The following is a 20,385-nucleotide window of genomic DNA, read 5'->3' as shown; positions in this document are numbered from 1 at the left end:
AACCATGTCCCCTTTTTGATCAGTCAGTCCGCTTACAATCCGTACCAGAGCACGAGCAAGACCGAGAGCACTGTCACCATCAACACCACCAGCGGCACCCCGGCCCGCAAATAGTCGCGGAATTCATAGCCGCCTTCCGACATGATCAGCATGTTCGTCTGATAGGCGATCGGGGTGGCATAACACAGATTGCACCCGAACAGCACCGCCAGCACCAGTGGCTCGGGTGGCAAGTCCAGCGAGCTGGCGATACTGAAGGCAATCGGCGTCCCAATGGTCGCGGCGGAAACATTCGATGCGAAGTTGGTGACGATGGTCACAAACAGCATGATCGCCGACAAGACCAGCGCTGGCGGCAGATAGGCAAGACCAAGCGAAAGACCTTGGCCAAGCCATTCCGCCGCGCCGCTGGCGTCAATCACCCGCCCGATAGCGATGCTTGCTGCAATCAGCACAATCACCTTGGCCGAAAGAGCGCGACCGACCCGGTCGAACTTCACGCATCCGGTGACAAACATGATGATGGCACCTGTCAGCGCCGAGATGGCAATCGGCAGTTTGATCGGCGCATAGCCATTGGCATCAAACCACGGCAAGCCGAGCGAGGCTGTGGAAATTGCACCCAGCATGATTGCGCCTGCCAGAACGGCCTTGGATCGGCGGGGCAATTCGCGCGCACCTTCGAGCCGGAGGAGCCCATCATTGCGGGCAAAGGTGTGCAAATCGTCTTCTATGCCCATTACCAGCAGCACATCGCCTTCCAGGATGTGCAGATCACCGGCTTCGCTGTGGACATCGCGTTCACCGAGCATGCGGTTGCGGCGGTGAATGCCAAGCACGGCCACGCCGTAAAGATCCGCCACACCCGAACTCGCCAGCGTGCGCGTAATCAAGCGGGAATCAGCTGTGACGGTCATCTCGACTGCAACGATATCTTCCCCCCGCGCCTTGGAGACGCGGCGGATGCGATCAAGCACCCAGCTCGGGGCAAGTTCGCCTTTGAGCACACGGGTTGCTTCTTCCAACGCTTCGTGCGTCCCGGAGATGTGTAACTGCTGAAGCGGCTGCATTGATCCGGTCGGCACATCGTGAAAGGTAATGCCTTCGGGCAATTTATCTCTGATCGCGGCCAGTTCCGCCCCTGCCAGCAGGCTGCTGGCACCCACACGCAGCCGGGTGTGAAAAATGCGCCGGACATTGTCGGGTATCACGCTGTTGTCGCGCAACAGCCGGGGCATCACCAGCCACAGATATGGCAGGGCGAACAGTGCCGCCACCAACACGATGGGCGTAAACTCGAATACGCCGATCGTGTCCATGCCGATATCCTGGGCGATGCTCACGACAAGGATGTTTGTCGATGTGCCGATCGTGGTCGCCATCCCGCCGATCAGCACCGCAGCGTTGATCGGCATGAGCGATTTTGACGAGGCAATCAGGCCCTTGCCCGCCAGCGCCACAAGAACGGGCAACAACAGCACCATCACCGGTGTGTCATTGACGAACATCGAGAGGCTCATCGCGATCAGGAGGGCTACAAGCAGGCCCAGTTGGCCATTGATCCGGAACAGGCTTTCAAGCAGCCTGGCAAAGGGCTCAAGCGCACCCGTGACCACCAGACCGCGTCCCATGATCATCAGAGCGCAGATCGTAATCAACGCCTGATGCCCGAAACCGCCAAAGGCGATAACAAGACCATCGGTTGGCTTAGCCCCTTCAAGCGGCGCGAAATACAGCCCCACGCCGATCACGGCGATGGTAATCAGCGAGATGATCTCTTCGGGATAACGGCCCCGCGCGAAGGCGATGAACATGGCGATCGTAACAGCCATGGCCGCAATCGCGTGATAAGATGGAGCTTCAAGCATGGTTCCCGCAGGGGCTAACCACTGCAGCAGGTCTTCGACAAGCTGTTTATGGTTCGCTGCATGCGATCGATCATGATTTGGGGTTTTTCAACAGCAATCCGGCCCACCAAAATTTTTTTGAGATGCCATGAAACATTGCCGCAAAAGCGATGTTTTCCCGTCTGCATCGACAAAGGACCCCGATGCTCCCGAACTGCGCCTCCGCCATCCCAGCGATGTCGGAGGCGTTTTTTCGTGCTGCTCGAGTCCCGAAGAGTGAGAAAAAAATGCCGGGCCGCGGCGGAACATTCGAAAAAAGTCACGGTTAACCCCACCACACTTCAAGGAGATGGTGAAATGACTTTTATTATGGTTATTGTTGTCGGCGGCATTCTTGGCTGGTTGGCAAGTATTGTTATGCGCACTGACGCTCAGCAGGGCATTCTTCTCAATGTCGTCGTCGGCATTGTCGGCGCGGTTGTGGCAGGATTTCTTATCACCCCGCTTATCGGCGGCGCGCCGATCACCAGCGGTGCTTTTGACATCCGTTCGCTGATCGCGTCGTTCATCGGTGCAGTTGTACTGCTCGGCGTCATCAACCTGCTTCGTCGCGGTTCGGTTCGCTAAGAGTTTGTCATGGCCCGGTTGCTGACCCTTGTCCTTTCCGGTCCCGCCAGCCTGGCCCTGATTGCTTGCAATCAGGGACCAGCGGCGGAGGCCAACAGGGAAGCAGAGGCCATCGAAGCCATGACCAACGATCTGCGCAGCGATGCTGAACAAGCGTCAAAACGCGCTGATGATGAAGACGCTGTAAAATCGGGTTTGGTCGACGGCCACAGCAAAACAGATGGTGATGCGTCAGCCGCAAAGGCTAACCCGGCAACCAATTAAAGCGAAAATATTGCATGGCATGAAGCGTAACATGCGAAACATAGGAAGCGGGCCTGTTCACTTGAACAGGCCCGCTTTCTTGTCTCTATGTTACCGATAAAAAAGAGATAGGACCCGTGCGAACCACATGAATCCTCAGGGGGCTTTGCGCGCGATCAGCCGATGGAAAAAAGCGATGTCAGCCGACCAGCTCGGGCGGCGCGCCTTCGACCATCTGCTTTATTGCCACACGTCCGCGATTGAGGCGGCTTTTCACTGTTCCGATGTTGCAGCCAGCCACTTCGGCGGCTTCTTCATAGCTGAGCCCAGCACCTGCGATCAGCAGCAAAATTTCCCGCTGCTGCGCCGGCAACTTGAGCATTGCCTTACTTACATCATCAACATTGATACCGTTTTCTTGGGTTGGCTCTTGCACCAGAATCCGTTCAGCCGCCTCAGGATCCCAAGAGGTAAGGCGATTGTTTTTGCGTACGGCTGTATAAAAGTGATTGCGCAGGATTTTGAACATCCAGGCACGAAAATTGGTTCCGGGGGTATAAGTATGACGCGACGCCCACGCCCGCATCATGGCTTCCTGAACCAGATCATCGGCGAATACGCGGTCGCGGCAAAGGCCGCGCGCAAAGGCGCGTAGTGCCGGGATCAAGGCAACCAAATCGTCCCTGAAGTCCAATGGTTCAGCGTCAGCCGGCGCGGTGGAGGGATCTTCGCCCATCTATTTCGCTTTCGGCTCATTGGGATTTTTGCCAAGCTTGGCGACGAGATCAGCGAAATCAGCGGGAACGTCCTCCGACGCCACATCATCAAAAATCTGCCGCAATGCTGCTTCAACTGGGTCAAAAGCCATCGGGGGCCCATCTTTGGAGCCCTTTTCCTTCGGCTGCTTACGCTCGGTCATTTATGGTTCCGTTTTGGCCTTCGCGAGAGGCTGACAAAAAGGTTAACCGCGGCACGGAGCCGGACACGGCTGCGGGCGGTGTACTGCTCAAAGCGCCCTTTTTCAAAAATTGTTCCACAAGAGCGGAACAATTTTTCCAGGGCGCGGGTTTGAACGCCTATGGAGGGCTACCAAAGATGACTTTTCAAACTGCAATTGCCAACGAATTACCCTTTCTGCGGCGCTATGCCCGCACGCTCACCGGATCTCAGGCTGTTGGCGATGCTGCCGTGCGCGAAACCCTTGAAGCGCTGATCGCCGCGCCCGATGAATTCATCGGCGATGCAGGTGTCAGGATTGAACTGTATCGTGTGTTCCACAAGATCTGGACCGATACCTCGCTGCGACCAATTGATATTCCAGGCGCAATCGTAGGCTCGATGCCTCGGCCGCTGCGCAAAGCGTTGCTGCTGACCACCATCGAAGGCTTTTCCGCAAGCGAAGCCGCCTACATCCTTGGCATGACCGAAGAAGAGGTTCTTGCCAGTGTCAGCAGTGCGCGCGAGGCTGTACATGCCATGCTTTCGGCCAAGGTGATGATCATCGAGGACGAGGCCATCATTGCGATGCACCTCAAATCGCTGCTGGTTTCCATGGGCAATGATGTTGCCGCCATCGTGCGCACCGAGAGCGAAGCGATTGCAACGGCCCAGCAAATCCAGCCCGAACTCATTCTGGCTGACGTCAATCTGGCTGACGGTTCAAGCGGGATCGACGCGGTTGACCATATCCTGACCGAAATGACTGTGCCGGTGATCTTCATTACCGCCTTCCCGGAAAAACTGCTGACCGGGGACAAGGTTGAACCGGCCTATGTCATCAGCAAGCCGTTCAATCCCGACGATGTCGTGGCCACCGTGTGGCAATCATTGCTGGTGGCGCGCGAAAAGGCTGCGATGGCAGAATTCTCATAACGCCTTTCCTGAACGCCGCCGCAGAACTGTGCGGCGGCGGCTCCATCAATCGCAATGCCCCGAAGCTGCAGGCCGATTGCAAGCATTGCGAGATTTTTTCCGAACAATGACCAAAGTTGCCCCACTTCCCTTGCCAGCGATCACGGAGCCAGTCGTCAGGCTGGCGCGAACCTTTTCGTTCGCACGCCCTTGGCTGCCACTGACAGCGGGGCTGCTGATCGTCGTGGTGGTCGGCATGTTCACCGCCAGCACGCTGGTCCAGTCACAGAAGTATGACATTCAGGTGCGCCGTTCGCTCGTCGCGCTAAGCTCGGTCGACGCGCTGCTGTTGACCGTGCTTGAAATGAATAATGCCCAGCGCGGTTATGTTCTCAGCGGCGATCCTGCATTTATCGAGCGATATCGCAGGGAACGGGACAGCATCGAAGACAATTTGCGCAAGCTCAGCGCAATTTTGCCGGCTGCCGGTGCATCGCAGGAGTCGATCGAAAATTTCGAACGATCATTCCAGCAGCGCATGGGGGCTTTCGAAGAAATTGATGAGCTTATCAACGATAGCGAATTCGCCACGGCAGGGCGTTATTCGGCCTATACCCGCACGAACACCGACGGTGTTCGGCAATCGCTGGCGGTGATCAAAACGCAATTGTTTGACAGTCTAAGCCGGCAGCAGCAGGTTTCGAAACAAAGTAGCGATCGGGCACTGTTTCTCATGATCGCCGGCCTGATCAGTGCTGCATTGCTGATCCTGATCTCGATCATTTTTCTCGTCCGCCGATCAAACGAAGTCGAGCGCGCCAATGCTGAAATCCGCGAAATGGCCACCAGTCTGGAAAGGCGCGTTGACGAACGCACTGCCGATCTTGCCGAGGCGAATGATGAAATCCAGCGCTTTGCCTATATCGTCAGTCACGATCTGCGCAGCCCGCTGGTCAACGTAATGGGCTTTACCGCTGAGCTTGAAGACGCCCAGCAAACCATGGCCGACTATGTTTCTGCTGCCGATGCGACCGGGGCTGATGCCATCCCGGCCGATGTGCGCGCTGCAGTGATGGAAGACATGCCCGAAGCCATGGGCTTCATCCGCGCTGCGACGGGACGGATGGACCGGCTGATCAAAGCCATTCTGCAAATTTCGCGCGAAGGCCGTCGCTCGCTTGCGGCCGAAACTGTGGAACTGGACGAGCTGTTCGCCGAATTGCAAGATTCACTCGCCGGACAGCTTGATGCGGTGGGCGCTGAATTGGAAATTGGCGCACTGCCGCAGATCCATTGCGACCCGCTGGCAATGGAACAGGTGTTCGGCAATCTGCTCGACAATGCGATCAAATACCTGCGACCGGGCGTTCCGGGCCGCATCGCGGTGACGGGCGAAGCACGGGCAGGCAAGGCAATCATCCGGATCGAGGACAATGGTCGCGGTGTCGGCCCGCATGACCAGCGCCGGATTTTCGAACTTTTCCGCCGGGCAGGCGAACAGGACCAGACCGGCGAAGGGATCGGCCTTGCGCATGTTCAGGCGCTGTTACGACGACTTGGCGGAACCATTCAACTTACCAGCACGCTGGGCGAGGGAAGTTGCTTTACGGTGACTTTACCGCTCTCTATGGCGCGCGGCGGACGATAAAAGGAAGGCAGCAATGGCGCCCAAGGAACACCATCAAGTCACCATTCTCATGGTCGAGGATGATCTGGGTCACGCCCGGCTGATCGAAAAGAACATCCGCCGCGCCGGGGTGATGAACGAGGTAATCCACGCCACCGATGGCACCACCGCGCTCAACCATCTGAAAAAGGGCCTGGCTGCCGAACACCGCCCGTTTCTGGTGCTGCTTGATCTGAACCTGCCCGACATGAGCGGAACGACGATCCTTGAACACCTCAAATCGGATGCGGGCTTGCGCCGCTTTCCGGTGATCGTGCTGACCACCACCGATGACGAGCGCGAGATCCAGCGTTGTTATGATCTGGGCGCGAATGTCTATATTACCAAGCCGGTCGATTATGAAGCTTTCACCACAGCGATCCGGCAACTGGGCCTGTTTCTTGCGGTGATGCAAGTCCCCGGCGCGGACGACCTGACGTGACCACAGAGGCGCCCCGCCCTCGCCTTCTCTACATCGACGATGACGAAGGATTTGCGAGACTATTGTCGCGCAATCTCGACCGGCTGGGCTTTTCCGTTACACATTTTGCCAATGGCAAAGCAGGCCTTGAGGCATTGGCAGAGCACGATTTCGATATCATCGCTCTCGATCACTACATGCCCGGCATGTCAGGCGAAGAGACGCTGGCGCATATCGTAGAACAGCGGGATCACCCGCCTGTGGTCTATCTCACAGCATCGGACGAATGCCTGGTTGCCGTCACTGCGCTCAAGGCCGGCGCGACGGATTACGTGATCAAGGATGTCGGCGCGGGCTTTTACGAGCTTCTCGCCGCGATCCTGTCGCAGGCGATCGAAGGTGACCGACTGAAACGGGCAGAAAAGGATGCGCAGGCCGAAGTGGCCCTTGCACGCGAGCGGGCGGAGCTGCTGCTCAAGGAGGTCAATCACCGTGTTGCCAACAGCCTCACGCTGGTGGTTTCGATGGCGCATTTGCAAGCCGGATCATTGCCACACGGCGATGCGCGCGACGCGATGGAGGATTTCGCAAACCGCGTTTACGCCATCGCCCAGGTGCACAAGCGGCTTTATACCTCGCAGGACATCCGCACCGTTTCGCTTGAAACCTATCTGGCCGAACTGGTGCGCGATCTGCATCGCAGCGTCACGAGCCAGAAAGCGCTGACCCGGATCACTTTTGAATGCCCGCCTTTGGCAGTCAGCATCGACAAGGCGATTTCACTCGGCGTGATCGTGTCGGAACTGATTACCAATGCCAGCAAATATGCCTACCCCGGCGACCTGAAGGGTGAAGTGCGGGTGAGAATTGCCTGCGATTCGCCGGGCGAGGCGATGATGGTGGTCGATGATGATGGTGTCGGACTTGGTGACGGTGTGCCGGGCGGTACCCGTCTGGGCACGCAGGTGATGGAGGCGCTGGCAACTGGTCTCAACGGACGGCTCGAACTGATCGGCAAAGATCGCGGCGCGCAGGCCACGCTGCATTTCCCGGTGGACTTGGAAACAGAATAAATCCCCGCAGGGGCCGCACCTTTCGTCCACGTCAAAGCCTTTTGACCTGCGATCGCGGAACATTCGAGTCTCCTTGCGGTTATGCCGCTTCTAAGGAGACACACAATGATCAGGAACCTGATCGGTGCCAAACTCGGCGCCGAATTTGCCAAGAAGTCGTCGAATGTGGGCACCGGACGCGGCGCTGCTATCGGCGCGCTCGCACCCCTCGCCATTGCGCGGTTGAGCCTGCCTGCGCTCGTAGCGATTGGTGCAGGCGGGTACCTTTTCAAGCGGTATCGTGACGGAAAGGCGCCTCAGACCCCGGCGCAGAATCCGGCCAACCAGACCCCGTCAGGTGCAGTGCGCCCCCCCGTGACCGGCGCCTGACACCCCCCGGGGCGGCGGCACTCAACAGCTGCCGCCCCACCCTTTTTCCGCAAGTTCGACAGGAGTCCGCGATGTCCGCAGCCCCGCAACGCAATGCCCGTGCAAAAGAAACCGAAGCGAAATCCGCAGCCTTCGCGCAGGCAAAGCGCCTTGCACCGCACTTGGCGGTGCGCATCGGCAGCACCCCTGCGACCACGTTTCGCGGAAACCCCGACATTTTCGGGCGCCTTGTCGAAGACCACGATCATCACCGCGCGTTGATCGCCATGGTCGAGGAAACCACGGGCGATTCCGAGGATCGCCGAATGTTGTTTGCTGAACTGACCCGCGAAATGCAGTCCCATGCTGCGGCAGAGGAACAGGCCTTGTGGTCAAGCGTGCTACGCAAGCCCGAGACAACCGACGACGGCCGCCATGCCGTGGCCGAACACTACCAGATCGACAAGCTGATCGAAGAGCTTGAAGAAATCGACATGGCATCATCGGCTTGGTTGCGCCGGTTTGATGCGCTCAAGGAAAAATATCTCCACCACCTGCGCGAGGAAGAGCAGGAACAGTTCGTTGCGGCGGAAAAGCATCTGAACGATGCGGATCTGCGTCATATGAAGAGCGTTTTCGAACGCCGCAAAACGGAGGAGAAGGCGGCGCAGTAACAGCCGCAACAATCGGCAGCGGTGAAGGTGGTGCCCCTGGCCAGACTCGAACTGGCACTTCTTTCGAAACTCGATTTTGAGTCGAGCGCGTCTACCAATTCCACCACAGGGGCGCCTGCGCGGGAGCACGGCTGTTAGCGAGGTGTGCGGCCTGCATCAAGCATCTTGCGCCAGTGTTTCACGTGAAACATGGGCCTAAGCCGAACCTGGCAGGGGTCACGACGGGTCTGGACCGCACCTGGCGCGGCCAAAACGCCGTCTGAAACCCTATCGCAAAGCCCCGGCGAGCAATTTGTGCAACTTGGAATGCAGCGCATCATTGGCTGCCAGTACCTGCGCGGCGTGAATCGGTTCCGACCGTCCGCGGAAATCGGACACGAAACCGCCCGCCTCGCGCACCAGCAGGCAGCCTGCTGCCGTATCCCAATCGGACAGGCCGCTTTCCCAGAACCCGTCAAACCGGCCCTGCGCCACGTAAGCCAGATCGAGCGATGCTGCGCCGAACCGGCGGATGCCCGTCACTTCAGGCCCGATCGCGCCGAAAATCCGGCTCCATTCGGCAAAGTCGCCGTGGCCGAAGAATGGCACGCCGGTCGCCACCAGCGAATCCGCCAGACGCGAACGGGCCGAAACCCGAAGGCGCGCATCCTGCAACCATGCGCCGCGTGATTTTTCGGCCCAGAAGGTCTGATCGGTGATCGGCTGATACACCACCCCTGCCACCACATCGCCCCAGCCCTTGCCATCAAGCCGCGGTTCCTGCGCGGCGATGGAAATAGCGAAATGCGGGATGCCGTGGAGGAAATTGGTCGTGCCATCCAAGGGATCGACGATCCAGCGCGGCATGCCGGGATCGCCTTCGATCACGCCGGCTTCTTCCATGACAAAGCCCCAGCCCGGACGGGCGGCGAGCAATTCGTCATAGATCGTGCGTTCGGCGCGAATATCGGCCTTGCTCACGAAATCGGCCGGGCCCTTGCGGCTCGCCTGCAAATGTTCGACTTCGCCGAAATCGCGCCGCAAACGCCCGCCCGCTTTGCGCGCGGCGCGTTCCATCACGCGGATCAGGCCGGAAATAGCTGCCATTTCAAACTCTCTGCCTTTCGTCTCGAGCCGGGTCGAGAGGCCTTGCCGTTACGCAAGGGTGTCTCGACTTCGCTCGACACGAACGGGGTGTTCGCTTCACACGAACGGGGATGTTCGCTCGACACGAACGGTGGGTGCGGCCTCAGCTCGCCTTGCCGACGTAGGCCTGTTCGTACACATCGACGATGATGCGCGTGCCGCTGCCGATATGCGGCGGCACCATGATGCGCACGCCGTTATCGAGGATCGCCGGCTTGTAGCTGGACGAAGCGGTCTGCCCCTTCACCACGGCATCGGCTTCCACGATCATGGCTTCGATCTGCGAGGGCAGTTCAACCGAGATCGGCTTTTCGTCCCACAATTCCAGGTTAACCTGCATCCCGTCCTGAAGGAAGGGGCGCGCATCGCCCAGCAGATCGCCGGGCAGCGTGATCTGTTCGAAGGTGTCATTATCCATGAACACCAGGTCTTCGCCTTCGGCATAAAGGAACTGGTGTTCCTTGGTGTCGAGCCGAACGCGTTCGACCGTGTCGGCGCTGCGGAAACGCACGTTGGTTTTGCGGCCATCCTGCAGGTTCTTCATTTCGACCTGCATATAGGCCCCGCCCTTGCCCGGCTGGGTGTGCTGGATCTTGGCGACCTTCCAGATGCCTTTTTCATATTCAAGGATATTGCCGGGGCGAATATCGACGCCGCTGATCTTCATGGGGCTATGGGCCTTTGTGCGAGACTGAGGAGAGGCGCAACGCCGCAACCGGCGTATCCTGCTCAAATGATGCGCGCCCATAGCCGAGCCTGCCGATCCGGGCAAGCGCAGGGCTATCGGCAGCGGAAAAGACGTGGCTTATCGCAGGATCGGCTGGTAAGGGCCGCATCCTTATGAAGACCCGTTATGTCATCCTGCTGATTGTTGGCGCTGCTGCTGCTGCTGCCACCATCCCCGATCATGCCCGCAGCCAGAACGCCGCCGCCCGGCCATCAACGGGGATGCTCGGCATTCTGCAACATGGCGATTGGCAGTGCACGCTGCCCGGTGACGCCGGAAGCGCGGCCTTTGTCGAAGTGCCCGAAGAAGGCTTTCGGATTGGCACGGCCTCAAGCTATCTCAACGACGAAGGCACGGGCATCTATCTGATGCGCGGCAACGAGGTAATTTTCACCCGCGGCCCGAAGAAAGACCAGCGCTTCAAGCGGCTTGGCGAAAATACCCTGCAAAAACTGAACCGCGATGGTTCACCCAGCAAGCTGATCTGCACCCGGCTCGGCGGAGCGGGCTAGGCTGAGAAGCGGGGAGTGCGGATCGGCCTCAAGGCTATGTCCGCTTGTGCTGCCTGAGGGACAAAACCTGCCGGTCGGCAAGCGACCCCAAAGTGGTCATTGCGGCCATACTGATCATCGTCGAGGGTCCAGCCATTTGGTAGCGATTAAGAATAGCGTAAACGGTCCTGCTTAAGCGAACACATTGCGCGTGTGCTGCGGGAGAAAGTGCGATGGTCTATTCGCTTGGCAAGGTCAGTGTCTATGAGACGACGCCCGACATTGAAACTGTGGGCGGCAATGAAGCATGGACAAAGGTCGATTATCTGCATCCAGATGCGGTGGACCTGCATGCAAAAAGCCAAAGTAATCCTAGTCGGCGCTTGGGCTATGGTCATCCCATCGCGCCTGAAACTGCTCCGAAGGCGATGATCTGGAAAAGCAAAAGCAAGTTGCCGCCTGATTACGCCTTCGGCAATAACGAGATCATGCTGGTATCGGGAAGGTTCCGCGATCTGGTTGAATGTTTTGAACCCGGAGTGCATCAGTTCTTACCGGTTGAAATGTATTTCAATCGAAACGATACCGATCCGTTCGATACCTTCTACTGGTTTGTTTGCTGCACTTTGATCGATAGCCTTGATCCTGAGCATACGACCATCCCGTGGGACGGAGACTATAACAAACGAAAAGATGATGGGTTTCGTTTAGGTTCGTGGCACATCGATGCTGAGGCTGAACCTCCTCAGAAGCCGGTATTCAGCCTCGCAGCCATTGGAGAAAACCATCTGTGGCGCGATCCTCATCGTGTGCGGGGCTTTGTGCACTGCTCCAATGCTTTTGGCGATGCAATGGAGGCTGCTGATTTGAGGGGCTTTGGCCTTAAGGAGTTCGATCAGGTCTAGACCATCATACCAGACATTCCCCTTTCCACCCAGTTCCGGCCATCGGCAGCCATCTCGGCCATTCCCGAAACCCGTCATCCATCGACTGATCCCGCCCAACATCATCGCACCGTGCTTGACGCGGGGCTTGGCTGACTTTGGTGAGGGGCGAAAAGCCAGAACCCGGATCAAGCCTGGGCGGCGCAAGTGGTGATTATCGCTGCATCACCTTCGCAAAGGCTTCGATGGCCGCGACTTCATCCCCGGCCCACACAGCGCCCGACACGGCAAGGAAGTCCGCACCCGCTGCGATCAGCGGCGCGCAGTTATCCGGCGTGATCCCGCCGATGGCGACGCAGGGGATTTCGAAAATCTGCGTCCACCATTGCAGCAGTTCAAGATCGGGCACCTCGGCGTCCGGGCCCTTATCCTTGGTGGTCGAGGGGTAGAACGCGCCAAACGCGACGTAATCGGCCCCCGCCTCGCCCGCATCCATGGCCATGTGGCGGCTGGCATGGCAGGTGACGCCGATCTGCCCCTCGCGGCCCAGTTCCTCGCGTGCGTCGCGCGGTGAACCGTCGTCCTGCCCCAGATGCACCCCGTCAGCCTTCAGCCGCTTGGCGAGGCTCACCGAATCATTGACGATAAAGGCCACATCATGCGCCGCGCAGATCGCCTGCAGCGGTTCTGCCAGTGCGGCGGCCTCGTGGCTGTCCACGCCCTTCACCCGGAACTGGAAGGCCGTAACCAGCCCCTTCCCCGCCACCAGCGCCCGTTCGAGCCGTTGGGGAAAGTCGCCGGTCACATCGAGCGGCGAGATGAGATAGAGCTGGGTATCGGTCATGCGGCGCTCGCTAATGCTTTACGCCGCGCCTGTCACGCTTTGCCGCTTCAGACGCTGGCGCTAGCGATCTGGTCGATCGCCTTGCCGAGCACGGTGTTGAATTCGTCATCCGACTGGCCCTTGCGCAGATCCTGCAACAGCCCGCGGCTGAAGCTGGCGATCATGCCGGGGTTGCGAGCAAGGCGCGAACAGGCATCATCGGTCGAGAACCCGCCCGACAGCGCAACCACGCGCAGCACCTTGGGATGCTGGGTCAGCGGGGTGTAGAGGCCCGCTGTGGCCGGGATCGAAAGTTTGAGCATAACCTGCTGGCCTTCCGGTAGGGCATCCACGTGCTTCGTGATCTCGCCCAGCAGGATCGCCTCGCCCTCGGCGCGGTCTTCGGCTGTGATATCATATTCGGGTTCGATGATCGGCATCAGCCCTGCGGCGATGATCTGAGCGCCAACCTCGAATTGCTGGGCGACGATTGCGGCAATCCCTGCGGGGTTGGCTGACTTGATCACCGAACGCATCTTGGTGCCGTACATGCCGGCCGCGACCGACTTTTCGAGCAATGCCGCCAGTTTCACCATCGGCTTCATCAACTGGACGCCATCAGCCTCGTCCGCCAGACCTTCATCGACCTTGATGAAGGGCACAATGCCGCGCGCCTTCAGCGCATCGCCGGTGGACTTGCCGTCGACTTGCCCGTCCATCGTGCGTTCGAACAAAATCGCGCCGAGCACCTTGCCGCTGCCGAAGCAGGGCGAGGTGATCACGCGGGCGCGCATGGCGTGGATCGCCTGGAACATCTCGTCCTCGCCCGACCATTCGCCATCATCCACCCCGTAACCGCGCAGCGCCTTGGGGGTCGATCCGCCCGACTGGTCAAGCGCGGCGATGAACCCCTGTCCGGTGGCGATGCGGGCAGTCATTTCCTGGGTGTTCATTGCGGCGTTCTCCAATGGCGCGGTGGCGGTGTGTGATGCGGCCCGGTGGTCTGTGCATACCTATGCATAAACCCGTGACCGCGCCCTTAGCGCCCCGCTTGCATCGCTGCAACAGCCGATGCTGCACTTGCACAAAACCGGCAGATGTACGGTTTCAGCGCCTCGAAAGGCGGCGAATAATCCCGCTGAAGCTGAGCGCCGGTTGCCCGTCGCCCGTCACCAATCCGCGCACGAAAATGGTCTTGCCGCCGCCGCGCGTCACCTCGCCCCGCGCCTCGACCAGCGCGCCCGATTGCACCGACCCCAGAAAGTCGCCCGCAAGGTTCAGCGTCACTGCATGATCGCCAGCCAGTGTATCAGTGGCGATGGCAAACAGCGCGAAATCGGCGAAGGTCAGCAGGCACCCGCCGTGCATGAAACCGCCGCCGTTCATGTGGCGCGGTTCGGCGCGGAAGGCGCTGATGTAGGTGCCGTCATCTTCGCGGCGGTAGTAAAACGGGCCGGAGCGGGTTTCGAACGGATCGCCCTGCCAGAACCGCCAACCGGAAAATTCGCCCGATTCCATCACCGAAAGCCTGCCGTAACTGGTTTCTACCGCTTCGCTCATGCTCACTTCCACAATTGCAGCTTGCTGACCGCGGCAGCGAAGCCATCAGCCTCTTCCAGCTTTCCAAGGCTCAATTCGGCCAGCTTCCAGCCACCGATCGCGCCCTTGCGCCACAGGCCGGACAGGAGAAACGGGCCGGACCACGCCTGAAGGCCCGATCGCAGATCCAGTTCGGCCCCTGCCGCCAGCCAGGCCGCCTTGCCATGCTGCCTCACGTACACCTCTCGCAGGGCGAATTTGGTGCAGGCAAAGCCGCGATCCAGCGCTGCCAGAAAGCTGGGCCGGTCGAGCAGCTGCGGCGGCAGCGTGCCGATCATCGCAGTAAAGTCGCGCGCCAGCAGCTTTTTGGCTTCCTTGCCATCGCTCGCCACCCAGGCCCGCATGAAGCGCAATTGCGCCGCCTCGATTTCGCCGGTTACGTCACCCATATCAGGCTTCGAGCGCGGCGACGCCGGGCAGCACGCAGCCTTCCATCCATTCGAGGAAGGCCCCACCAGCGGTTGAAATATAGGTGAAATCACCCGTCACACCGGCCTGCGCCAGCGCCGCAACCGTATCGCCGCCACCCGCCACGCTGATCAACGATCCATCCTGTGTCAGCGCCGCTGCGGTGCGCGCCAGCGCGACTGTGGCGGTATCGAAGGGCTCGGTCTCGAACGCGCCCAGCGGCCCGTTCCACACCAGCGTGCGGCAGGTCTTGAGCACATCGGCGAGCGCTTCGGTCGCCTGCGGGCCGAGATCGAGGATCATCTCGTCCGCGGCGACTTCATGGACGTTGCAGGTGCGCAAGCTGGCGGGGTTAGCGGCAAATTCGGTCGCCACCACCACATCATAGGGCAGATGTACGGTGCATCCGGCAAGATCGGCTTCGTCCATGATGCGGGCAACGGTATCCGCCAATTCATGTTCGCACAGCGACTTGCCGACATTGACCCCGCGCGCGGCAAGGAAGGTGTTGGCCATGCCGCCGCCAATGATCAGGTGCTGCACCTTGCCGACCAGATGTTCGAGCACGGCCAGCTTGCTCGAAACCTTCGCCCCGCCCACCACGGCGGCAACCGGCTGCTGCGGCGTGCCGAGCGCGGCGTCGAGCGCTTTCAGTTCGGCTTCCATCGAACGACCGGCATAGGCAGGCAGGAACTGCGCCAGCCCTTCGGTGGTCGCGTGCGCCCGGTGCGCGGCGCTGAAGGCATCGTTGACATACAGCGTGCCGTTGGCCGCAATCGCCTGCGCGAAATTGGGATCATTGGCTTCTTCGCCCGGCCAGAAGCGCGTATTATCAAGCAAGCCGATATCGCCGCTGCGCAAGATGCCGACCGATTGTGCCACCACGGGGCCGGTGAGTTCGGGGATGAACATAATTTCCTCCCCCAGCACTTCTTCGACATCGCCAACGACCATGCTGGTCGACAGCATCGAGGAGCGCTGGCCGCCCGGTCGCCCGAAATGCGCCAGCATCAGCACCTTGGCCCCGCGCCCGGCGAGTTCGAGGATGGTGGGCCGCACCGCCTCCACCCGCGTGACATCTGTGGCCGAACCATCCTTCATCGGCAGGTTGAGATCGACGCGCACCAAAGCGACCTCGCCGGTCAGGTCGGCGGGCAGATCATCGAGGGTTTTGAACTTGGGCATTGCTTGCTCCTTCCCCCCTCCCGCCTGCGGGAGGGGCCGGGGGTGGGCACGAGCGCGGCGCAGGCCCACCCCGCTGCGACTAGCGAGCAAGCTCGCAAGTCTCGCTCCCCTCCCGCAAGCGGGAGGGGAGAGCGGTTACAAAAACTTCGCCATTACCCCGGCGGTGTCGATCATCCGGTTGGAGAAGCCCCATTCGTTATCATACCAGCTGACCACGCGGGCAAGCTTGCCTTCCATCACGCTGGTTTCCAGCGAATCGACGGTCGAAGACGCCGGATAGTGATTGAAATCGCTCGAAACCAGCGGCTGATTGGTGAAATCGAGCACACCCTTCATCGGGCCATCGGCAGCGGCCTTCAGCGCGGCGTTGACTTCCTCGGCCGAGGTATCGCGGCTTGGCACGAAGACCAGATCGACCATCGAGACATTCGGCGTCGGCACTCGCACGCTCGATCCATCCAGCTTGCCCTTCAGTTCCGGCAGCACCAGGCCGACAGCGCGGGCCGCGCCGGTCGTGGTCGGGATCATGTTCTGCGCGCCCGCCCGCGCACGGCGCAGATCGGAGTGGATCTGGTCGAGCATCCGCTGATCGTTGGTGTAGCTGTGGATCGTGGTCATGAATCCGCGCTCGATCCCGATCGCGTCGTTCAACACCTTCGCCACCGGCGCGAGGCAATTGGTGGTGCAGCTGGCGTTGGAGATGATCACATCATCGGCCGTCAGCGTTTCGTGGTTCACGCCGTAAACGATGGTCTTCGACACGCCGGTTGCAGGCGCGGAGATAAGCACGCGCTTGGCCCCTGCGGACAGATGCGGGCGGCTGGCTTCGTCCGACTGGAAGAAGCCGGTGCATTCCAGCACGATATCCACGCCCATCGCGGCATGCGGCAGATTGGCGGGATCACGTTCCTTGGTCACCGCGATCCGCTTGCCATTGACGATGATCGCATCGCCATCGGCGGTCACTTCGCCAGCAAAACGGCCATGCACCGAGTCGAAAGCGAACAGCAGCGCGTTCGACTTGGCATCGGCCAGATCGTTGATCGCGACCAGATCGAGATCATGATCGGTGCGTTCAAGAATGGCGCGGGCGACAAGCCGACCGATGCGACCGAAGCCGTTGATGGCAACTTTGGTGGCCATGAGAGGTTCTCCTGCTTAAGCGTTCAATTTGTTCTGGATTTGCGGCACGATTGCCGCTGCGGTGAGGCCGAAATGGGCGTAAAGATCGGCAATCGGGGCCGAAGCGCCGAAGCTGTCGATCCCGATGTTGAGGCCGCCGGTGCCGGTGTAACGCTGCCAGCCAAAGGTGCTGGCTGCCTCGATCGAAACGACCAGCGCATCGCCGGAAATCACATCGGAGCGGTAGGCGGCATCCTGTTCATCGAACAATTCGGTGCAGACCATCGAGACGACATCCACGCCTACCCCTGCCGTTTCCAGCTCGGCGGCGCAGGCCATGGCGATTTCGACTTCCGAACCGCTGGCAAGGATCACGACCTTGCGCGCAGCGTCCGCCTGCTTGATGCGGTAGGCGCCCTTGGCCGAAAGGTTCTCGCCCGCTTCTGTGCGCAATTGCGGCAGGTTCTGGCGGGTCAGCGCCAGCACGGTCGGGCGGTCGGCCTGGCGCAGGGCAAGTTCCCAGCACTCGGCAGTTTCCACCGCGTCTGCAGGGCGCATCACCAGCAGATTGGGCATGGCCCGCAGCGAGGCAAGGTGTTCGATCGGCTGGTGGGTCGGCCCGTCTTCGCCCAGCCCGATGCTGTCATGCGTCATCACATAGATCACGCGCGCGCGCTGCAAGGCAGACAGGCGAATTGCGCCGCGGGCATAGTCGGTAAAGACGAGGAACGTGCCGCCATAGGGAATCACGCCGCCGTGCAGCGCCATGCCGTTCATTGCCGCAGCCATGCCGAATTCGCGGATGCCGTAATAGACATAGCGGCCGGCGTAATTGTCACGGTTGAAGGTGCCGATCCCGCCCGCCAGCGTGTTGTTCGACCCGGTCAGGTCGGCGCTGCCGCCAATGGTGTCGGCCAGCATCGGGTTGATCGCGGCGAGAGCGATTTCGGATGCCTTGCGGGTGGCGATCTTTTGCGGCGCGGCGATCAGGCCGTTGATGTGGTCATCAAGGCTGAAACCTTCCGGCAGTTCGCCTGCCATGCGTCGTTCGAATTCGGCCTTGTGCGGACTGGCTTCGAGGTGGCCCGCCCAGGTTCCATGCGCGCGGCGGCCCGGTTCGCCCGCCATGTGCCAATCGGCGAGGATTTCCGAAGGGATCACGAACGGCTCGGCGCTCCAGCCCAGTGTTTCGCGGGCAGCAGCAACTTCGGCCGCGCCGAGTGCTGCGCCGTGCGTGGCGCTGGTGCCCTGCTTGTTGGGCGCGCCCTTGCCGATGACCGTGCGGCAGGCGACGAGCGAGGGGCGCGGATCGGCCTTGGCCTCGTTCAGCGCACGCTCGATATCGGCGAAATCATGCCCGTCGCACTCGGTGACATGCCAGCCTGTGGCGGCATAGCGGGCCTTGATGTCTTCCGAGGTCGAAAGATCGGTCGCCCCGTCGATGGTGATGCGGTTGTCGTCCCACAGCACGTTGAGGTGGCCGAGGCCAAGGTGGCCGGCCAGCCCGATGGCTTCGTGGTTGATGCCTTCCATCAGGCACCCGTCACCCGCAATCACCCAAGTGCGGTGATCGACCAGTTCATGGCCGAACACGGCATTCAGATGCCGCTCGGCCATCGCCATGCCGACTGCCATCGCAATGCCCTGCCCCAGCGGCCCGGTGGTGCATTCCACTCCGTCAAGCAGGAAGTTTTCGGGGTGTCCGGCGCAAGGGCTTGAAAGCTTGCGGAAATTGCGGATGTCGTCAATTGTCGGCGCAGCATAGCCCGACAGGTGCAGCAGGCTGTAGATCAGCATCGAACCATGGCCCGCGCTCAGCACGAAGCGGTCCCTGTCGGCCCAGTCCGGCGCGGAGGGATCGAACTTGAGATGACCGGTAAACAGCACCGTGGCCACATCGGCCATGCCCATCGGCATGCCAGGGTGACCGGAATTGGCGGCCTCCACCGCATCCATCGAAAGGGCGCGGATGGCATTGGCCATCTGCTGGAGGCGGGCTGGTTCGAACGTCATAGGCGCGCGTATCTCCTGATGCTGCCCTGATCATCGCTGATCCGGGCCAAAACCGACCGCGCCTTGATCTTCGAGCCATAGCGGCGGGCGAGCGATTCGATGCCTCGATTGCGGGCTGTGCCATTGCCGAGCGATCAGGACAGGTCAACCTTGCGCGGGCATGGTGTGCCGGGTCAATCCACCGGCCGGTCGCAGGCATTTATCAACAGACCCCATCAAGCCTTTGCGCTGCCACCGCTATCTTGGTATCGCTACGCCCCATGAGTGCCGAGCGTATCGACAGCGCGATGAAACGCATCAAAGCCGCGTTGGAGCGGATCGAAGCCGCGCGTGATGCGGTTGGCGATGCTGGCGGAAAGGCCGCAGGCGGATCGGCGCGGGTCATCGGGCTGGTCAACACCCATGAAAAGTTGCGCGAACAAGTTGCGGAAACCCTTCGCGAACTTGACGATGTTCTGGCCAAGCTGGAAGAGTAACGCCCGATGAGCACCGTAACTCTCACGATTGGCCCCAAAAGTTACTCCGTGGCCTGTGCCGATGGGCAGGAAGCGCACATCACACAGCTGGGCGCGATGATAGCGGAAAAATACGCGCAGCTAGGCACGTCGCGTGCGCCGCTGGAAGCGCAGAACCTGCTGTTTGCCGCGCTGTTCCTTGCCGATGAGCTGGCCGAGGCGCGTAAGGGTATGGGGGATGCGCCTGCCGCCCCTGCCACAGTCGACCCCGAAGCAGTCGAGGCGCTGCGTGCCGCGATCAGCGAGCTGGAGCGTGATCTGGGCGAGGCCCGCGCCGCTGCCGCCGCGCCGGCTGTCCTCGACCAGGAAGCCGGCCCCACCCCAACCGACCAGCTGACTGACAATCTTGCCAGCCAGCTGGAAGCGCTCGCCGATCGCGCCGAAGCCAATGCAGCCGCGCTTGAAGCGGCGGTCACAAGCGCCTAGATAGGATACGGCGGGACTGCCCGGCACGAGCCGATTGAACATCCCTGAGGCTATAAGTAATCCAAATGGGAGCTGTCCCTGCCCTTGCCTGCCGGTTCGTCCGGAAAGCTTGGGCATACGGCGCCCACCTGACGTAAAACGCGTCAGAGGATTTCTAGCGCAAACGACCCATGGTGGTTCCGTCACTTTCTTGTTTCCGCACGCCCCTCCGGGCGTGCGATTTCCTCGCTCATGCGGCCCGAGGGCCGCGTCGCTGCGGGCGCCCGGTCGGGCTTGCGGCCCCCCGGGCCGTTTTTGTGTTCCGCCCCCCTTATATC

The 20,385-nt window shown here is 60.6% G+C and carries 24 protein-coding genes, 1 tRNA gene and 1 other RNA gene; 13 read left to right on the top strand and 13 right to left on the bottom strand.

Annotated features, from left to right (window positions below; all coding sequences use genetic code 11):
* Nucleotides 1-32 precede the first annotated feature (32 nt).
* Nucleotides 33-1,832 (bottom strand): SLC13 family permease, encoded by a 1,800-nt coding sequence (locus IP79_RS02415; protein ID WP_324608162.1) that lies wholly within the window; start codon nt 1,830-1,832, stop codon nt 33-35.
* Nucleotides 1,833-2,204: 372 nt separating this feature from the next.
* Between IP79_RS02415 and IP79_RS02410 the strand changes: the two genes are divergently transcribed.
* The gene (locus tag IP79_RS02410; RefSeq protein ID WP_054117639.1) at nt 2,205-2,474 is read left to right on the top strand and encodes a GlsB/YeaQ/YmgE family stress response membrane protein; all 270 of its coding nucleotides are present in this window, start codon (nt 2,205-2,207) and stop codon (nt 2,472-2,474) included.
* 9 nt (nt 2,475-2,483) lie between these two features.
* Complete coding sequence (locus IP79_RS02405; protein ID WP_054117638.1) at nt 2,484-2,738, top strand: hypothetical protein; 255 nt, start codon at nt 2,484-2,486, stop codon at nt 2,736-2,738.
* Between the two features lie 178 nt (nt 2,739-2,916).
* Here the strand turns inward: IP79_RS02405 and IP79_RS02400 are convergent, their stop codons facing one another.
* Together IP79_RS02400 and IP79_RS15620 are read right to left on the bottom strand one after the other, a co-directional pair.
* On the bottom strand, nt 2,917-3,453 hold the full coding sequence (locus tag IP79_RS02400) for a sigma-70 family RNA polymerase sigma factor (protein WP_054117637.1): 537 nt from the start codon (nt 3,451-3,453) through the stop codon (nt 2,917-2,919).
* The gene (locus IP79_RS15620) at nt 3,454-3,636 is read right to left on the bottom strand and encodes a NepR family anti-sigma factor (protein WP_054117636.1); all 183 of its coding nucleotides are present in this window, start codon (nt 3,634-3,636) and stop codon (nt 3,454-3,456) included.
* A gap of 176 nt (nt 3,637-3,812) precedes the next feature.
* On the opposite strand from IP79_RS15620, the gene IP79_RS02390 reads away from it, so the two are divergent.
* The 6 genes from IP79_RS02390 to IP79_RS02365 all read left to right on the top strand — a co-directional run bounded on the left by IP79_RS02390 (nt 3,813) and on the right by IP79_RS02365 (nt 8,750).
* The gene (locus IP79_RS02390) at nt 3,813-4,589 is read left to right on the top strand and encodes a response regulator (RefSeq protein ID WP_054117635.1); all 777 of its coding nucleotides are present in this window, start codon (nt 3,813-3,815) and stop codon (nt 4,587-4,589) included.
* A gap of 106 nt (nt 4,590-4,695) precedes the next feature.
* The gene (locus IP79_RS02385) at nt 4,696-6,216 is read left to right on the top strand and encodes a sensor histidine kinase (RefSeq protein WP_054117634.1); all 1,521 of its coding nucleotides are present in this window, start codon (nt 4,696-4,698) and stop codon (nt 6,214-6,216) included.
* A gap of 13 nt (nt 6,217-6,229) precedes the next feature.
* Complete coding sequence (locus tag IP79_RS02380) at nt 6,230-6,676, top strand: response regulator (protein ID WP_054117633.1); 447 nt, start codon at nt 6,230-6,232, stop codon at nt 6,674-6,676.
* Nucleotides 6,673-7,728 (top strand): sensor histidine kinase, encoded by a 1,056-nt coding sequence (locus IP79_RS02375; RefSeq protein ID WP_082336963.1) that lies wholly within the window; start codon nt 6,673-6,675, stop codon nt 7,726-7,728. The genes IP79_RS02380 and IP79_RS02375 overlap by 4 nt, the downstream gene beginning before the upstream one ends.
* A 105-nt stretch (nt 7,729-7,833) precedes the next feature.
* Nucleotides 7,834-8,097 carry a hypothetical protein gene (locus IP79_RS02370; protein ID WP_054117631.1) on the top strand — a complete coding sequence of 88 codons (264 nt, stop codon included), beginning with the start codon at nt 7,834-7,836 and terminating at the stop codon, nt 8,095-8,097.
* Between the two features lie 71 nt (nt 8,098-8,168).
* The gene (locus IP79_RS02365) at nt 8,169-8,750 is read left to right on the top strand and encodes a hemerythrin domain-containing protein (RefSeq protein WP_082336962.1); all 582 of its coding nucleotides are present in this window, start codon (nt 8,169-8,171) and stop codon (nt 8,748-8,750) included.
* A 28-nt stretch (nt 8,751-8,778) separates the two neighbouring features.
* Here the strand turns inward: IP79_RS02365 and IP79_RS02360 are convergent.
* The 3 genes from IP79_RS02360 to efp all read right to left on the bottom strand — a co-directional run bounded on the left by IP79_RS02360 (nt 8,779) and on the right by efp (nt 10,542).
* Nucleotides 8,779-8,863, bottom strand: a tRNA-Leu gene (locus IP79_RS02360).
* 154 nt (nt 8,864-9,017) lie between these two features.
* Nucleotides 9,018-9,836, bottom strand: coding sequence for an inositol monophosphatase family protein (locus tag IP79_RS02355; RefSeq protein ID WP_054117630.1), 819 nt, complete (start codon nt 9,834-9,836; stop codon nt 9,018-9,020).
* Between the two features lie 142 nt (nt 9,837-9,978).
* Nucleotides 9,979-10,542, bottom strand: a complete 564-nt coding sequence (gene efp / locus IP79_RS02350) for an elongation factor P (RefSeq protein ID WP_054117629.1) — start codon at nt 10,540-10,542, stop codon at nt 9,979-9,981.
* A gap of 173 nt (nt 10,543-10,715) precedes the next feature.
* Here efp and IP79_RS02345 point away from each other — a divergent pair, with 173 nt between their 5' ends.
* Both IP79_RS02345 and IP79_RS02340 read left to right on the top strand, forming a co-directional pair.
* Nucleotides 10,716-11,114: a hypothetical protein gene (locus IP79_RS02345; protein WP_054117628.1), complete on the top strand. Its 399-nt coding sequence runs from the start codon at nt 10,716-10,718 to the stop codon at nt 11,112-11,114.
* A gap of 212 nt (nt 11,115-11,326) precedes the next feature.
* On the top strand, nt 11,327-11,998 hold the full coding sequence (locus tag IP79_RS02340) for an imm11 family protein (protein ID WP_054117627.1): 672 nt from the start codon (nt 11,327-11,329) through the stop codon (nt 11,996-11,998).
* A 193-nt stretch (nt 11,999-12,191) separates the two neighbouring features.
* Here IP79_RS02340 and thiE read toward each other — a convergent pair whose 3' ends face one another.
* From thiE to tkt, 7 genes are all read right to left on the bottom strand, one after another.
* Complete coding sequence (thiE, locus tag IP79_RS02335; RefSeq protein WP_054117626.1) at nt 12,192-12,821, bottom strand: thiamine phosphate synthase; 630 nt, start codon at nt 12,819-12,821, stop codon at nt 12,192-12,194.
* A gap of 47 nt (nt 12,822-12,868) precedes the next feature.
* A complete protein-coding gene (locus IP79_RS02330) occupies nt 12,869-13,753 on the bottom strand; it encodes a fructose bisphosphate aldolase (protein WP_054117625.1) in 885 nt (294 codons plus the stop codon).
* 154 nt (nt 13,754-13,907) lie between these two features.
* Entirely contained in the window at nt 13,908-14,360 is a 453-nt protein-coding gene (locus tag IP79_RS02325) for a PaaI family thioesterase (RefSeq protein ID WP_054117624.1), read from the bottom strand.
* A gap of 2 nt (nt 14,361-14,362) precedes the next feature.
* Complete coding sequence (locus tag IP79_RS02320; RefSeq protein WP_054117623.1) at nt 14,363-14,788, bottom strand: nuclear transport factor 2 family protein; 426 nt, start codon at nt 14,786-14,788, stop codon at nt 14,363-14,365.
* Nucleotide 14,789: 1 nt separating this feature from the next.
* On the bottom strand, nt 14,790-15,992 hold the full coding sequence (locus IP79_RS02315; protein WP_054117622.1) for a phosphoglycerate kinase: 1,203 nt from the start codon (nt 15,990-15,992) through the stop codon (nt 14,790-14,792).
* Nucleotides 15,993-16,127: 135 nt separating this feature from the next.
* The gene (gap, locus tag IP79_RS02310) at nt 16,128-17,135 is read right to left on the bottom strand and encodes a type I glyceraldehyde-3-phosphate dehydrogenase (RefSeq protein WP_054117621.1); all 1,008 of its coding nucleotides are present in this window, start codon (nt 17,133-17,135) and stop codon (nt 16,128-16,130) included.
* Between the two features lie 15 nt (nt 17,136-17,150).
* The gene (gene tkt / locus IP79_RS02305) at nt 17,151-19,127 is read right to left on the bottom strand and encodes a transketolase (protein WP_054117620.1); all 1,977 of its coding nucleotides are present in this window, start codon (nt 19,125-19,127) and stop codon (nt 17,151-17,153) included.
* Between the two features lie 260 nt (nt 19,128-19,387).
* On the opposite strand from tkt, the gene IP79_RS02300 reads away from it, so the two are divergent.
* The 3 genes from IP79_RS02300 (at nt 19,388) to ssrS (ending at nt 20,252) form a co-directional block, all read left to right on the top strand.
* Nucleotides 19,388-19,603 carry a hypothetical protein gene (locus IP79_RS02300; protein WP_054117619.1) on the top strand — a complete coding sequence of 72 codons (216 nt, stop codon included), beginning with the start codon at nt 19,388-19,390 and terminating at the stop codon, nt 19,601-19,603.
* Between the two features lie 6 nt (nt 19,604-19,609).
* Entirely contained in the window at nt 19,610-20,068 is a 459-nt protein-coding gene (locus IP79_RS02295) for a cell division protein ZapA (RefSeq protein ID WP_082336961.1), read from the top strand.
* Nucleotides 20,069-20,078: 10 nt separating this feature from the next.
* A non-coding RNA gene (gene ssrS, locus IP79_RS15160) (6S RNA) lies at nt 20,079-20,252 on the top strand.
* Nucleotides 20,253-20,385 lie beyond the last annotated feature (133 nt).

Origin of the sequence: Porphyrobacter sp. AAP60 (genome assembly GCF_001296025.1) — a bacterium.
Lineage (GTDB): Bacteria > Pseudomonadota > Alphaproteobacteria > Sphingomonadales > Sphingomonadaceae > Erythrobacter.
Note: the sequence above shows the minus strand (reverse complement) of the source record. Positions and strands in the feature narration are given on the sequence as shown.

What these genes read in the sequence shown, in the direction of transcription:
- thiE (WP_054117626.1), bottom strand. Translation starts at nt 12,821, where the DNA reads ATGACCGATACCCAGCTCTATCTCATCTCGCCGCTCGATGTGACCGGC.
- IP79_RS02340 (WP_054117627.1), top strand. Translation starts at nt 11,327, where the DNA reads ATGGTCTATTCGCTTGGCAAGGTCAGTGTCTATGAGACGACGCCCGAC.
- IP79_RS02385 (WP_054117634.1), top strand. Translation starts at nt 4,696, where the DNA reads ATGACCAAAGTTGCCCCACTTCCCTTGCCAGCGATCACGGAGCCAGTC.
- IP79_RS02400 (WP_054117637.1), bottom strand. Translation starts at nt 3,453, where the DNA reads ATGGGCGAAGATCCCTCCACCGCGCCGGCTGACGCTGAACCATTGGAC.
- efp (WP_054117629.1), bottom strand. Translation starts at nt 10,542, where the DNA reads ATGAAGATCAGCGGCGTCGATATTCGCCCCGGCAATATCCTTGAATAT.
- IP79_RS02370 (WP_054117631.1), top strand. Translation starts at nt 7,834, where the DNA reads ATGATCAGGAACCTGATCGGTGCCAAACTCGGCGCCGAATTTGCCAAG.
- IP79_RS02300 (WP_054117619.1), top strand. Translation starts at nt 19,388, where the DNA reads ATGAGTGCCGAGCGTATCGACAGCGCGATGAAACGCATCAAAGCCGCG.
- IP79_RS02380 (WP_054117633.1), top strand. Translation starts at nt 6,230, where the DNA reads ATGGCGCCCAAGGAACACCATCAAGTCACCATTCTCATGGTCGAGGAT.
- IP79_RS02345 (WP_054117628.1), top strand. Translation starts at nt 10,716, where the DNA reads ATGAAGACCCGTTATGTCATCCTGCTGATTGTTGGCGCTGCTGCTGCT.
- IP79_RS02315 (WP_054117622.1), bottom strand. Translation starts at nt 15,992, where the DNA reads ATGCCCAAGTTCAAAACCCTCGATGATCTGCCCGCCGACCTGACCGGC.
- IP79_RS02415 (WP_324608162.1), bottom strand. Translation starts at nt 1,832, where the DNA reads ATGGCTGTTACGATCGCCATGTTCATCGCCTTCGCGCGGGGCCGTTAT.
- tkt (WP_054117620.1), bottom strand. Translation starts at nt 19,127, where the DNA reads ATGACGTTCGAACCAGCCCGCCTCCAGCAGATGGCCAATGCCATCCGC.
- gap (WP_054117621.1), bottom strand. Translation starts at nt 17,135, where the DNA reads ATGGCCACCAAAGTTGCCATCAACGGCTTCGGTCGCATCGGTCGGCTT.
- IP79_RS02295 (WP_082336961.1), top strand. Translation starts at nt 19,610, where the DNA reads ATGAGCACCGTAACTCTCACGATTGGCCCCAAAAGTTACTCCGTGGCC.
- IP79_RS02325 (WP_054117624.1), bottom strand. Translation starts at nt 14,360, where the DNA reads ATGAGCGAAGCGGTAGAAACCAGTTACGGCAGGCTTTCGGTGATGGAA.
- IP79_RS02390 (WP_054117635.1), top strand. Translation starts at nt 3,813, where the DNA reads ATGACTTTTCAAACTGCAATTGCCAACGAATTACCCTTTCTGCGGCGC.
- IP79_RS15620 (WP_054117636.1), bottom strand. Translation starts at nt 3,636, where the DNA reads ATGACCGAGCGTAAGCAGCCGAAGGAAAAGGGCTCCAAAGATGGGCCC.
- IP79_RS02365 (WP_082336962.1), top strand. Translation starts at nt 8,169, where the DNA reads ATGTCCGCAGCCCCGCAACGCAATGCCCGTGCAAAAGAAACCGAAGCG.
- IP79_RS02405 (WP_054117638.1), top strand. Translation starts at nt 2,484, where the DNA reads ATGGCCCGGTTGCTGACCCTTGTCCTTTCCGGTCCCGCCAGCCTGGCC.
- IP79_RS02410 (WP_054117639.1), top strand. Translation starts at nt 2,205, where the DNA reads ATGACTTTTATTATGGTTATTGTTGTCGGCGGCATTCTTGGCTGGTTG.
- IP79_RS02320 (WP_054117623.1), bottom strand. Translation starts at nt 14,788, where the DNA reads ATGGGTGACGTAACCGGCGAAATCGAGGCGGCGCAATTGCGCTTCATG.
- IP79_RS02330 (WP_054117625.1), bottom strand. Translation starts at nt 13,753, where the DNA reads ATGAACACCCAGGAAATGACTGCCCGCATCGCCACCGGACAGGGGTTC.
- IP79_RS02355 (WP_054117630.1), bottom strand. Translation starts at nt 9,836, where the DNA reads ATGGCAGCTATTTCCGGCCTGATCCGCGTGATGGAACGCGCCGCGCGC.